General features: G+C 60.3%; 15 protein-coding genes. 4 read left to right on the forward strand and 11 right to left on the reverse strand.

Annotated elements, in window-relative coordinates; translation table 11 throughout:
• Positions 1-8: 8 nt before the first annotated feature.
• Genes ACTJJ7_RS03090 through ACTJJ7_RS03105 form a run of 4 tightly spaced genes read right to left on the reverse strand, consistent with a single transcriptional unit; the run spans position 9 to position 3,230 of the window.
• The gene (locus ACTJJ7_RS03090) at positions 9-884 is read right to left on the reverse strand and encodes an SMP-30/gluconolactonase/LRE family protein (protein WP_440965293.1); all 876 of its coding nucleotides are present in this window, start codon (positions 882-884) and stop codon (positions 9-11) included.
• A 2-nt stretch (positions 885-886) separates the two neighbouring features.
• On the reverse strand, positions 887-1,531 hold the full coding sequence (locus ACTJJ7_RS03095) for a 2-dehydro-3-deoxy-6-phosphogalactonate aldolase (protein WP_440965295.1): 645 nt from the start codon (positions 1,529-1,531) through the stop codon (positions 887-889).
• 5 nt (positions 1,532-1,536) lie between these two features.
• Positions 1,537-2,466, reverse strand: a complete 930-nt coding sequence (locus ACTJJ7_RS03100) for a 2-dehydro-3-deoxygalactonokinase (protein ID WP_440965297.1) — start codon at positions 2,464-2,466, stop codon at positions 1,537-1,539.
• Positions 2,463-3,230 (reverse strand): SDR family NAD(P)-dependent oxidoreductase, encoded by a 768-nt coding sequence (locus tag ACTJJ7_RS03105; protein ID WP_105733687.1) that lies wholly within the window; start codon positions 3,228-3,230, stop codon positions 2,463-2,465. Before ACTJJ7_RS03105 ends, ACTJJ7_RS03100 begins: the two co-directional genes overlap by 4 nt.
• A gap of 99 nt (positions 3,231-3,329) precedes the next feature.
• Between ACTJJ7_RS03105 and ACTJJ7_RS03110 the strand changes: the two genes are divergently transcribed.
• Positions 3,330-4,112 carry an IclR family transcriptional regulator gene (locus tag ACTJJ7_RS03110; protein ID WP_440965298.1) on the forward strand — a complete coding sequence of 261 codons (783 nt, stop codon included), beginning with the start codon at positions 3,330-3,332 and terminating at the stop codon, positions 4,110-4,112.
• Between the two features lie 14 nt (positions 4,113-4,126).
• On the opposite strand, the gene pip is transcribed toward ACTJJ7_RS03110, so the two are convergent.
• From pip to ACTJJ7_RS03140, 6 genes are all read right to left on the reverse strand, one after another.
• Positions 4,127-5,116: a prolyl aminopeptidase gene (gene pip / locus ACTJJ7_RS03115; protein WP_440965300.1), complete on the reverse strand. Its 990-nt coding sequence runs from the start codon at positions 5,114-5,116 to the stop codon at positions 4,127-4,129.
• Between the two features lie 87 nt (positions 5,117-5,203).
• Complete coding sequence (locus tag ACTJJ7_RS03120) at positions 5,204-5,830, reverse strand: nucleoside/nucleotide kinase family protein (RefSeq protein WP_105733690.1); 627 nt, start codon at positions 5,828-5,830, stop codon at positions 5,204-5,206.
• Between the two features lie 20 nt (positions 5,831-5,850).
• Positions 5,851-6,540, reverse strand: coding sequence for a D-lyxose/D-mannose family sugar isomerase (locus tag ACTJJ7_RS03125; protein WP_105733691.1), 690 nt, complete (start codon positions 6,538-6,540; stop codon positions 5,851-5,853).
• A gap of 16 nt (positions 6,541-6,556) precedes the next feature.
• Positions 6,557-7,336 (reverse strand): ATP-binding cassette domain-containing protein, encoded by a 780-nt coding sequence (locus ACTJJ7_RS03130; RefSeq protein WP_105733692.1) that lies wholly within the window; start codon positions 7,334-7,336, stop codon positions 6,557-6,559.
• Positions 7,336-8,418, reverse strand: coding sequence for an ABC transporter permease (locus tag ACTJJ7_RS03135; RefSeq protein WP_105733693.1), 1,083 nt, complete (start codon positions 8,416-8,418; stop codon positions 7,336-7,338). Before ACTJJ7_RS03135 ends, ACTJJ7_RS03130 begins: the two co-directional genes overlap by 1 nt.
• Positions 8,419-8,511: 93 nt before the next feature.
• Positions 8,512-9,528 (reverse strand): sugar ABC transporter substrate-binding protein, encoded by a 1,017-nt coding sequence (locus tag ACTJJ7_RS03140; RefSeq protein ID WP_440965499.1) that lies wholly within the window; start codon positions 9,526-9,528, stop codon positions 8,512-8,514.
• A 314-nt stretch (positions 9,529-9,842) separates the two neighbouring features.
• Here ACTJJ7_RS03140 and ACTJJ7_RS03145 point away from each other — a divergent pair, with 314 nt between their 5' ends.
• The 3 genes from ACTJJ7_RS03145 to ACTJJ7_RS03155 are packed head-to-tail and all read left to right on the forward strand — an operon-like array spanning position 9,843 to position 12,369.
• Positions 9,843-10,991, forward strand: a complete 1,149-nt coding sequence (locus ACTJJ7_RS03145) for an ROK family transcriptional regulator (RefSeq protein ID WP_440965303.1) — start codon at positions 9,843-9,845, stop codon at positions 10,989-10,991.
• A gap of 2 nt (positions 10,992-10,993) precedes the next feature.
• Positions 10,994-11,440, forward strand: coding sequence for an RbsD/FucU family protein (locus tag ACTJJ7_RS03150; protein WP_105733893.1), 447 nt, complete (start codon positions 10,994-10,996; stop codon positions 11,438-11,440).
• Positions 11,437-12,369, forward strand: a complete 933-nt coding sequence (locus ACTJJ7_RS03155; protein WP_440965305.1) for a carbohydrate kinase family protein — start codon at positions 11,437-11,439, stop codon at positions 12,367-12,369. The genes ACTJJ7_RS03150 and ACTJJ7_RS03155 overlap by 4 nt, the downstream gene beginning before the upstream one ends.
• A 15-nt stretch (positions 12,370-12,384) precedes the next feature.
• Here ACTJJ7_RS03155 and ACTJJ7_RS03160 read toward each other — a convergent pair whose 3' ends face one another.
• Complete coding sequence (locus ACTJJ7_RS03160) at positions 12,385-12,627, reverse strand: type II toxin-antitoxin system VapB family antitoxin (RefSeq protein ID WP_440965307.1); 243 nt, start codon at positions 12,625-12,627, stop codon at positions 12,385-12,387.
• Positions 12,628-12,657 lie beyond the last annotated feature (30 nt).

Below are 12,657 nucleotides of genomic sequence, written 5' to 3' on the forward strand. Positions count from 1 at the left end.
CAAGATTGTCACAACCGCACGGGCGGATCGAAACGCCCCTTCCCGGCCAGTTCGATCAGAAATGTCTTGCCGGCGTTGGGATCGGATTTTTGCTCCGCGTCCGTCATGTCATGATAGGCGGTGGTAACCACCAGGGTCGCGGAGTCGACGTCGATGAACGCCGGGCAGGATGGTTGTCGTGCCGGGGTTGCGATCGAATGGATCCTTTTGCCATCGGGCGAATAGACATCGATATGCGAGCGGCCCCAGCACGCATTCCAAAGATTGCCGTCGCGGTCGACAACGGAACCGTCGATACCGCCGGCGTCCTTGTGCTGGTAAAAAACCGCAGGCTCGCCCATGGGCAAGCCGGTCAGCGGGTCCGTATCAACCCGCCAGATGGTGTTACGGGTGGTATCGGCGAAATAGCTGATGCGCCCGTCCGGCGAGAAGCAGATCGAATTGGTGATCGAAATGCCGGTGAAAAGGGTGCGCAGCTGCCCTTCCCGGTACCAATAGATCGATCCTGCCCCCTTCTGCGATTTCTTGCCCATGGTGCCGATCCAGAAGGCGCCCGCCGGATGGACGCGGGCATCGTTTGAGCGGGTCACCGGATTATCCGCCTCGATGGGCTGGTGCATGACGGTGTGCCCGGTCCTGCGGTCGCGGATGAACAGGCCGGTTTCCGTCGCGATCAACTGGCGGTCCGCATCAATCACCGCGAGCGCGCTCGCCATCTGGCCGAGCGGGTGGATTGTCGCCGCGCCACCGGCGCGCGGCTTCTCGAAAAGCCGGCCGGTGACGATATCGAACCACCAGATCGTGCCTGTCAGCGGATCGTAGCCAGGACCTTCGCCCAGTTCGCAGGGCACGTCGTAGAGGATGCTGATCTTCGGCTGATCCATGGTCAGGCTCCGGCGGGAAAGATGCGGTCATAGGCTTCGACCGTGGCCTTTGCCCGTTCGGCGACATCGGAAGACGATGCGCCGATCTTGTACAGGCTTGAACCGAGGCCGAAGGTGCGAACCCCGATTTTGGCGTAGGCGGCAAAACTGTTCTCATCGACACCGCCCACAGCGCCAATGACCGTTCCCTTCGGCAGAATGGCACTGATCGCCTTGATGCCGTCCGGTCCAAGGACGCTTGCCGGGAAAAACTTGAGGCCCGAGGCGCCGGCCTTCAAGGCGGCAAGCGCTTCGGTTGGCGTGAATACGCCGGGCATGGTGACCATCCCGGCCCGGGCGGCAGCCGCCAGCACGGCTGCATCGACATTGGGGCTGATCATCAGGCGGCCGCCGGCCGCATCGAGCCGCGCAATGTCGGCGGGGTCAAGCACGGTCCCTGCCCCGATCAGGACGTGGGATGGCAGTGTCTTCGCCAGAAGCTCGATGGACTGGAATGGTTCGGGCGAATTCAGCGGGACCTCGATGACATCGATACCGGCTTTGACCAGTTCTTCGCCGATGGCCAGCACTTCATCCGGCTTGACGCCGCGCAGGATGGCGATGAGATCGCGCTTGAGTTTCGGCCAGGGAGCGGACGATTGGGACATGGAAATTATCCTTTTTGGGCTGGCCAAAGCTGTGATGCGGCAACGAACAGGCCCTTGCGCACCGCTTCATCGGCGTCGACGATATCGAAGGTCAGGCCGCCAGCGGTCATGGCTTTGGCATAAAGCGCTGCCATCGTGCCCGACGCGACGAGCGTGACGGTGGCCGAGGTGCCGAATTTTTCCCTGGCCCCGGCAATTTCCGTTCCGATGAGCAGACCGGACAGGCGCGACGCAGCACCCTCCGGCGGCAGATTGTCCAGCAGCATCGCCGCGCGGATGCCAAAAAGTTCACCCAGCATGCGCCGGTTGCCGCCAAGCATCAGTTCAAGCCCTGCGGTGAATTGGGGGTGGTCCGGTGTCACCGTTTCCGCGGCGTTGCCGATGGAATGCCGCAGGATCGAATGCCCGGCCAGAAGCGCATAAAGCTCGCCGGTCAGGAAGGTGGAAAATGAGGTTGCTTTGCCTTCGTCCAGCTCGACCCACTTGGAATGCGTGCCGGGCATTGCCACGAGGCCGCTGCGCAGATTGCGCGCCAGCGTGGCACCCAGCAGCTGGGTTTCCTCCCCGCGCATCACGTTGGGCGCGCTGCCCGACTGCGACAGGCCGGGAATGATGCGCACATCGCGCGCGATGTCCGCAATCTTCACCGCCCCCGAGAGAATGGCGGTCAGATCCGCCGGAACCGGGACGTAATTGGCCTCAACCCAACCCTGGCGCGAACCGGCCATGCCGCAGATGATGACCGGCAAATCCGCCGGTGCGCGCAGGCTGGCAAGATGATCCTCAAGCGTTTCGGCGAAACCGCGGGCGCGGGAGGTGTCCAGACCATCGTCCGAACGCCGCTCGGCGACGACATGGCCCTGATGGTCGAGAAGCCATAGGCGGAAGCGGCTCGTTCCCCAGTCGGCAACGGCGTAAGTTGCAGCGGTGGTCACAGATAGCCTCCATCGACAATCAATGTCTGGGCGGTGAGCATGCGGGCCGCATCGGATGCAAGGAACAGGCAGGGGCCGACCATGTCGCCGGGCTGGATCTCTTCCTTGAGAACCTGTTTGGCGATGTGGGATTTCAGGCCGTCTTCCGTCACCCAGAGGTCGCGTTGGCGTTCGGTGATGACCCATCCCGGCGCAATGGCATTGACGCGGATGTTTTCTGGCCCGAGGCGCCCGGCAAGGCCCTTGGTCAGGCCGATTATTCCAGCCTTTGCAGCGGTATAGGACGGAAAGTTACCCTGATTGATCATGAAGGATGTCGAGGTGAAATTGACAATGGAGCCGCCGCCCGCCTGCCGCATGCCCGGCGCAACCGCCTGCGCGGCAAAGAACTGCGGACGCAGATTGATCGACTGGTTCTTGTCCCAGTACTCGGCGGTCACCTCATCGATGTCGTGCCGGTCATCCCAGGCAGCATTGTTGACAAGCACCGTCACCGGGCCATGGGCCCCGGTGGCCTTACCGACCGAGGCACGCAGCGCCTCGATATCGCGCAAGTCCGTGTTGAGATAGAGCGGCCGGTTGCCATATTCGCGGCCGAGCCGCTCTGCCAGCGCCTGCGAAGCCTCATCGGCAATGTCGATGAAGGCAACGCGCGAACCCTGGCGCACGAACCCTTCCGTCAAGGCAGCGCCAATTCCCGACCCTCCCCCGGTGATCAGAACAGAACGATCTTTCAGGTCGGGGAAAATCGCCGAGGGCATCATGGAAGAATCTCGCTGCAATGTTCCATTATACGGAACTTGATTTGACTATATAGAATAGTCATCCTATGGTGCCGAAAGTCAAGAGGTGGTTGTGATTGAATGGGCAAGACGCGGGAAAATTCAACGGGGACGCTGGGAAAGGCACTTGAGGTTGTGCAAATCATCGCCTCATCGCCCGTGCCGCTTCGCTTCACCGATGTGCTCAAACTGTCCGACCAGCCGCGCGGTACGCTGCATCGGCAAATATCCAATCTGGTCGAGGAAGGGCTTCTTGAGCTGAACCGGGATCATTCCTACGGCCTTGGTCTTCGCCTGCTCGAATTCGCTTCCAGGGCCTGGGCGGGCAACGAGTTTCGCGCCATTGCCGAACCCCATCTGCAGAAACTGCATGAACAGACCGGTGAAACGGTTCATTTGGGCGTGTTGCGCGGAATCGAGGTAATTTATCTCGACAAGGTCGAAAGCCGCCAGAGCGTGCGCATGTATTCGCAGATCGGCAATACCGCCCCGGTCTATTGCACCGGCGTCGGCAAGGCTGCCCTGTCCGCCCTGCCCGACGACGAGCTTCAGGCCCGCGTTGCGCAGATCGAGTTCCGGCGGTTTACGCCGCGCACGCTGGCCGATGCCGGGGCGTTGCAACAGGAAATCCGGCAAATCCGGGCGGAGGGCAATGCCTATGACCGCGAAGAACACGAGACGGATATTTGCTGCGTTGCCGCGCCGATCCATTCCCATAACCGGCATTTTGTTGCGGGCATTTCCGTCACCGGCCCCGCCTACCGCATAACACCGGACATCTTGCGGTCCTGGGCCGGCATTACCCGCGCGGCGGCTGCCGCCATCATGGCAAATATGGCAACGCAACTTTCACCGCGCGCATGAGCACTCGTGTGTATTCAAATGCCGGCTGCGCCATTTGACGCCCCGCGGGCGAACCGGTCCGTTGCGGCGATAATGGCGTCCGTCATGCCGGGACTGGTTGGGGAATGACCCGCATTGGGCACGATGACAAGCGCGCCATCCGGCCAGGCCTTCGATAGCTCCCACGCGGTGACGAGCGGCGCCTCAAGGTCGAAACGGCCCTGAATCATGGTGCCAGGAATTCCCTGCAACAGGCTGGCTTTGTTCAATAAAATACCGTCTTCGAGCCAGGCATTGTGATGGAAGTAATGGGTGATGATACGGGCGCGCGCCAGGATATAGCGGTCATCCGACCATTTCGGTGATAATTTTGCGGCGGGATCAACCAGGATAGGCGCGGACTCCCACGCATGCCAGTCGCGCGCCGCCTGCAACCGGATGGCGGGATCTGCGTCGTTCAGCAGGCGATAATAGGCGGCGACAAGATCGGCATCGGGCTCATCGGTGTCCAGCCCGGCACCGCGCCGGAAACGGGCCCATTGCTCTGGAAACAGCGGAGCAATGCCGCGATAGAGCCAGTCGATCTCCGATCGCCGCGTCGTGGTCACCCCTACCACCACCAAAGCCAGCACACGCTCCGGATGCGCCTCGGCATAGCCAAGTCCGAGCGTGCAGCCCCATGATATGCCGAACAGGAGCCAATGCCCGATATCAAGATGCGCGCGCAAACATTCGATATCCCTCAACAAATATTCCGTCGTGTTCACGGACATATCGGCCTGGGGATCGCTGGCATGCGGTATGCTGCGTCCGCAGCCCCGCTGATCGAACAGGATGATGCGGTAGCGCCCAGGATCGAAGAAACGCCGTGCGTTTGCGGATGAGCCGGAACCCGGCCCGCCATGCAGCACGAGGGCCGGAATTCCCAGTGGATTGCCGCAGGCTTCCCAATGGATTTCGTTGCCGTCGCCAACGGCGAGCATGCCGTGGTCGTAAGGTTCAATCTCCGGATGGGGGCTGTTCATTGTCGTGCCTGCATGTGGCGAATCTGCGCTCGCCGGGGAAGGACAGCTCATTGTCCTTTCCCTGTTACATCAAGATGACAGCTTTCTCTAGTTGATGACGGTGAAATCAGCCGGGCGCGAGGCTGAGAGCACGAGGTCGGCATTGGGAATGTCATTCGACAGGGCGCGCTGTTGCGCCGAGCCGACATTGTAGCCAAAGCCAAGCCACCGCTGCACCAGACGGTTTTCCATTTCGACACGGTCCACCTGCAGGAACACCGTGAGATCGAAAAGCGGCGCCAGCCGGTCCCAGGGCGATTGATCCAGAAGGAGATAATTCCCCTCGACCAGGAGAATGCGCTGATCGCCGCTGACGACGGCAGCGCCCGCCCGCGCAAGATCAAGCTTGCGGTCAAAGAGGGGAATGACGACGTTGTCTTCCCCTGCCCTGAGGCGTTTCAACAGCACTTCCAGGCCGGCACAATCGAATGTCGGCGGTGATCCCTTGCGCTTGCGCTGGTCGCGCGCATCGAGAATGGCATTGTCGAGATGGAATCCATCCATGGGAACCACGACGGCTGCATTGGCTTCGCGCGCGTTGATTGCCGTGGAAAGAGCGGCGGAAACCGTGGATTTGCCGGCCCCGGGAGGGCCGGCAATGGCAACGATCAAACGTTTGGTTTCGGCGGCGCGGGCCAGAATGGCCGTCACCAGGTCATCGATCGCTATAATCATTGTGCTGTCCGCGGGATGGCTCAGGCAAGCCATTTGTCATAATCGGAAACCAGAAGATGCACCGGCGCCTCGTCTTCTTCAATGGAAGAGAAGCGGCCGATCGGCTCGCGGAAGATATTGTCGGTCAGGTCGTCATTGACCGTGGAAACCTCGCCGATCAGGACGTCGCCGCCCTCGCCCCAGAATGCATGCCAGTTCCCGGGCAGCAGCGTGACGCTTTCGCCCGGCTGCAGCTTCAGCAGGCCCCCGGCTTTCAGCCTGACGATACGACCATCGGTTGCCACGTCCACATCGGTCTTCTCGTCGACGCTGCCATCGGCATTCGAATTGAACAGCTCGAGCACGAGCGTGCCGCCGCCGCGGTTGATGATGTCCTCGGCCTTGACGATATGACGGTGCATCGGCGACAGCTGCTTTTCGCGCGAGATCATGATCTTTTCCGCATAGAGCATGCCGCCGCCCTTTTTCAGGTCCGCCTGATTGCCGTTGCGGGTGGTGAAGAGGAACAGGCCGAGTTCATCGAATTTGCCCTGCCCATAGTCGGTGATATCCCAGCCGAGCCTGGCATCGAGAATGGCCCTGGAATCGCTTGACGTGCGGGCCTTCAGCTCTTCCGGCGACCAGTAGGCGAAAGGCGGCATGACATAGCCGAAGGAGCGGATGAACTTGTCGCTTTCACGGATGATCGCGTTGACTTCTGAACGTTTCATTTTTCAATTCTGCCCTTCATGCAGCAAGACTGGCGGGTGGTTCCTTGGCGCCGGTCATGAATGCCACGGCATCCGACATGCTGTATTCCTTCGGGTCGATGACACAAAGGCGTTTGCCAAGCCGGTGAATGTGGATGCGGTCCGCCACTTCGAAAACATGTGGCATATTGTGCGAGATCAGCACAATCGGCAATCCGCGCTTTTTCACATCCTGGATGAGTTCGAGAACGCGGCGTGACTCCTTGACGCCAAGCGCCGCCGTCGGCTCGTCCATGATCACGACCTTGGAGCCGAAGGCCGCCGCACGCGCCACGGCAACACCCTGCCGCTGGCCGCCCGACAGGGTCTCGACGGCCTGACTGATGTTCTGAATGGTCATCAGGCCAAGCTCGGTCAGCTTGTCGCGGGCCTGCTTTTCCATGGTCTTGCGGTCGAGCATGCGCAGCCAGCTGCCCAGAATGCCCGGCTTGCGGATTTCGCGGCCGAGAAACATGTTGTCGGCGATGGAGAGTGCCGGCGACAGGGCAAGGTTCTGATAGACCGTTTCGATCCCGGCATCGCGCGCTTCCATGGGAGAGCGGAAATGGATCGGCTTGCCGTCGAGCGTGATTTCGCCCTCATCGGGATGAACCGCGCCGGATATCGCCTTGATCAGCGAGGATTTTCCCGCGCCGTTGTCGCCGATGACGGCGAGGACTTCGCCGGCATAAAGATCGAAATCCGCATGATCGAGCGCGGTGACGCGGCCATACCGCTTGACCAGACCGCGGGCGGTGAGAATGGGTTGCTGTGTCATCAGCCTGCTACCTTTCTGATCCACTGATCGATTGCCACGGCCGTGATGATCAGGACGCCAATCATCAGATAGGTCCATTGGACATCGGTGCCGTACATGCGCATGCCGAAGGAGAACACGCCGACGATCAGCGCGCCGAAGAGCATGCCGAGGATGGAGCCGCGTCCGCCAAAGAGCGACATGCCGCCGATCACCACTGCGGTGATGGATTCAATATTGGCGAACTGCCCCACCTGCGGCGATACCGAGCCGTTGCGGCCGATCTGGGCCCAGCCGGCGAGCGCACAGATGAAACCGGCCAGCACGTAGACGGAAATCAGCACGCGTTTGGTCCGGACACCCGCCAGTTCCGCCGCTTCCGGATCATCACCGATCGCGTAGAGATGGCGGCCCCAGGCGGTGTGGTTCAGCACGTACCAGAGAATGGCGATCAGAAGGATCATGGCAAACACGCCATAGGTGAAGGTGGCACTGCCGATCTGGATTTTTTCACCGAAGAACTGCAGCATGCGCGCATTGGCTTCGATATCCTGCGCGCGGATCGTTTCATTGGCCGAATAGATATAGGTCGTTGCCAGAAAGATCTGCCATGTGCCGAGCGTGACGATGAACGGAGGCAGTTTCACATAGGCGATGAGAATGCCGTTGATGAGACCGCACAATCCGCCGAGGGCGACGCCGCACAGGATGGAAAGTTCGACCGGCAGTCCGTAACGGAAGGTGAACTGGCCCATGACAACGGATGTGAGGACCATGATCGCGCCGACGGAAAGGTCGATACCGGCGGTCAGGATCACCAATGTCTGGGCGGCACCGACAATGCCGACGATCGCGACCTGTTGCAGGATCAGCGACAGGGCAAAGGGCGTGAAAAACCGCGAGCCGACGATGATGGCGAAAACCGCCAGTGACAGAACGAGGACGATCAGCGGTACCGCTGCCGGGCTCGAATGAAGAAAATGACGCGTGCGTTCGACCAGGCTTTTCTGCTCGCCGTCGAAACTGGCGATGGTTGTGGCGCTCTGTGTCAGAACGCGCTCGAATTCCTGCTTGGGTTGTGATCCCGGATTGGCTTCGTTCATGGGTTGGCTCCCCCAAATGTGCGCAGCTCGGAGAGGACGGTTTTACACCGTCCTCTCACAGTTTGCTGGTTTTTCTGTCAAATCAGGGCGTGATCAGCCCCAGCACTTGGCAAGGCCGCTTTTCACGTCGATGGACTCGAGACCCTTGACCGGCTTGTCCGTCACCAGGGAAACGCCCGTATCAAAGAAGCTCTTGCCTGCCGTGGGCTTCGGCTTTTCGCCGGTATCGGCGAATTTCTTGATTGCCTCGATGCCGAGCGACGCCATCATCAGCGGATATTGCTGCGAGGTCGCGCCGATGATGCCGGCTTCGACGTTCTTCACACCGGGGCAGCCGCCATCGATGGAAACGAGAAGGACGCCCTTTTCCTTGCCGAATGCCTTCAATGCTTCGTAAGCGCCCGCTGCGGCCGGTTCATTGATCGTATGAACGACATTGATGCCGGGATCCTTCTGCAACAGGTTTTCCATGGCCTTGCGGCCGCCTTCCTCGTTGCCGTTGGTGATGTCATGGCCGACAATGCGCGGGTCTTTTTCGTCGCCGATCTTGTTGATGTCGCCCACGTCAATGCCAAAGCCCTTCATAAAACCCTGGTCGCGCTGGACATCGACGGATGGCTGCGAAGGCGTCAGATCAAGGAAGGCAATTTTTGCATCCTTGGCCTTGTCACCCAAGGTTCCGGCAGCCCACTTGCCGACGAGTTCGCCTGCCAGAAAGTTGTCCGTGGCAAATGTCGCATCTGCAGCGTCGATCGGATCAAGCGTTGTGTCGAGTGCAATGACGAGAACGCCGGCATCGCGGGCCTGCTTGACGGATGAAACAATGCCGGCCGTGTCGGACGCGGTGATGAGAATGCCCTTGGCACCATCGGCGATACAGGTTTCAATCGCGGCCACCTGGCTTTCGCTGTCGCCGTCGATCTTGCCGGCATAGGTCTTGAGGTTGACGCCGAGTTCCTTTGCCTTGGCAACGGCGCCCTCCTTCATCTTGACGAAGAACGGATTGGTGTCCGTCTTGGTGATGAGGCAGGCGCCAACGCCTGCAGCCTGTGCCGGAGCGGCAAAGGCGGCGATAGCCACAACGGCGGCACCAAGAATGGTTGATTTCAGATAAATGCTTTTGCGCATGTCATTACCTCCCAGAGTTTGATCGTAACGCGACGTGCCGCCGGTGGGCAGCCCTACTTTCGCATGAACACCTCGGACAGTTATCCTCCCGGCCAAGTGCTGCCCCTAGGAAATACCAGCCTCGCCAAGCTGTCAACATTAATAAATCACTCTTATTTATTATTGACAGGTTTGCTCGTTGGTTCCATTGTCGCGCCGGTATCAGGGAGGACGTCCTTTTGGGCATCAGACTATCGGAGCGCCACGGTCCGGGAGGAACACGGCCGCCGCTCCATCAGGGAACAAACCAGAGCGGTATGCGCGACCACAATGAGCGGGTCGTGCTTTCGCTGCTGCGCCAGCATGGCAGCCTTGCCAAAACAGCCATTGCGCGGATGACCGGGCTTTCGGCGCAGACGATCTCGATCATCATGCGCATGCTGGAAGCCGACGAGCTGCTTTCGCGCGAAGAGCCGCTGCGCGGCCGCATCGGCCAGCCGCTCATTCCCATGTCGCTCAATCCCGAGGGCGCCTTCTTCCTCGGCCTCAAGATCGGGCGGCGCAGCGCCGACCTCGTTCTGATCGATTTTCTCGGGCGCACCCGCTCCATGCTGCATATGCCCTATGCTTACCCGACGCCGGATTCGGTCCTCGCTTTCACCAGGGACGGCATCGCGACAATGCTGGATGGCCTTGACGCGAAGCAGCGTTCGAAGGTCGCCGGTCTTGGCATTGCGGCGCCGTTCGAATTGTGGAAATGGGCCGATACCGTCGGCGCGCCGCAGGCAATTCTCGATCAGTGGCGCCAGTCCGATATCAAGGCGTCGATTGCCGCCATCTGCGATTTTCCGGTCTATCTGCAGAATGACATCACGGCGGCCTGCGGCGCGGAGCTGGTCTTCGGCGAGACAAAAGACCTCAATGATTTCGTCTATTTCTACATCGGCTCGTTCATCGGCGGCGGCATCGTCATCAATGGCAGCCTCTATGCCGGACGCAGCGGCAATGCCGGTGCGCTCGGTTCCATGCCGGTGCCCGGTCCCGATGGAACCACGCAACAGCTGATCGATATTGCATCGATCACCGCGCTGGAGCGCATCGTCACCGGCCTTGGCCGCGACCCCTCCCCGCTATGGACCTCCCCCGATGATTGGGGGGCGATGGGCGGGGAACTGGATGGCTGGATCGACCGATCGGGCAAGGCTATTGCGCAGGCGGTGATTGCCGCTGCGTCGGTCGTCGATTTCGAGGCGGCTGTCATCGATGGCTGGATGCCGGCGCATGTGCGCGCGGGGATCGTCGATGCCGTGCGCGACCATGTCGGTACATTCGATCTGGAAGGGATCGAGCTGCCCGTCATCATGGAAGGCTCGGTCGGCATTCATGCCAGGGCCCTCGGGGCCGCCAGCCTTGCCCTGTCCGACCGGTTCCTCATCGGACAGAAAATATTCAGAAAGGTTGATTGAACGTGCTGATTGGTATTCCGCCCATTCTGGGCCCGGAGCTGCTGGCGACGCTGCGCGCCATGGGACATGGCGACGAAATCGCGCTGGTCGACGGCAATTATCCGGCGCTGGAACATGCCCGGCGGCTGATCCGGGCCGATGGCCTGCCGCTCATTCCCATTCTCGACGCGATCCTGCAGGTAATGCCGGTTGATGATTTTGTCCCGCACGCGCTGTTCCGCGCCACGGTGAAAGGAAATCCTGATCTCCTTGATCCGGTGCATGCGGAGATGGCCGATGTCTGTGCCCGCCGTGCCCCCGGATTTTCCCTCTTGCCGCTGGTTGGCGAGGCGTTTTACACACGGGTGAAAACTGCCCATACGATCATCGCGACAAGCGAACCCAGACTGTACGGCAATATCATCGTCCGCAAGGGCGTCATCCATCCATCGAAAGAAACTGACAAATGATCCTATGTTGTGGTGAAGCTCTGATCGATATGCTGCCGCGCACGAGCGAGGCGGGTGAACCGGCTTTTGCCCCCTATGTCGGCGGCGCGGTTTTCAATACGGCCATTGCCCTGGGCCGTCTCGGCGTGCCGACCGAATTCTATTCCGGCGTCTCCTCGGATTTCTTCGGTCAGATGCTGCGCGACAGTCTGGCGGCCAACCATGTCGGCACGCGCTATGCCCACATTTCGCCCCAGCCCACGACGCTGGCGTTTGTGCGCCTGACTGACGGCCAGGCCAGCTACACCTTCTACGACGAGAACAGCGCCGGGCGTTCGCTCGCCCTCGGCGACCTGCCCGCGCTGGATGACAATGTCACGACGCTGCAGTTCGGTGCGATCAGCCTCATTCCGGAACCCTGCGGCTCGACCTATGAAGCGCTGATGGCGCGCGAGCACGAAACGCGCGTCATCGTTCTCGACCCCAATATCCGGCCAGGCTTTATCCCCGACAAGGAAAAGCATCTGGCCCGCATGCGCCGCATGATCGCCATGAGCGATATCGTCAAGATTTCCGATGAGGATATGCGCTGGTTCGGTGAAAGCGGTACGATGGAAGAGATTGCGCGGCGCTGGATTGTTCCGGCATCGCAGCATGGTCCCAAGCTCATTCTCGTCACCCATGGTGCGGATGGCGTGACCGGCTATACATCCGAACTGGCCGTGCACGTGCCCGCACAGAAGGTTGCGGTTGTCGATACGGTGGGCGCCGGCGATACGTTCACGGCGGGTGTCCTGACCTCGCTGCAGGAGGCCGGCCTTCTGGCCAAGGCTGCGCTGGCGTCACTTGACGAAGAGCAAATTCGCAATGCGTTGCTGCTCGGTGTCAAGGCTTCCGCCGTCACCGTATCGCGCGCTGGCGCCAACCCGCCATGGCGGTCTGAACTGTAACGAGAGCGCGTCGTTTCAAATTGAATCTCCTGAAAGGTCATCAAAGAATACTTTGTCAGCCCTCATCTTCGTTTCTGGATAGGCGCGATACAGTTTTGAAAGGATAGCCAGCCTTTCAATCAATGGAAATTCATTCCTTACACGATTGCAGTCGTTCTCGATCGCCATACGAACCACGTCTGTAGCACTCATATTCTGCAATCTTGCCAACCATTTTACAGTGGTTTCGGTGCACCTGTCTTCTATGAACAACGCCATTCCATAACTCCGCGAATGTATCGACATACG

Origin of the sequence: Phyllobacterium sp. 22229, from assembly GCF_052056495.1 — a bacterium.
GTDB lineage: Bacteria > Pseudomonadota > Alphaproteobacteria > Rhizobiales > Rhizobiaceae > Phyllobacterium > Phyllobacterium myrsinacearum.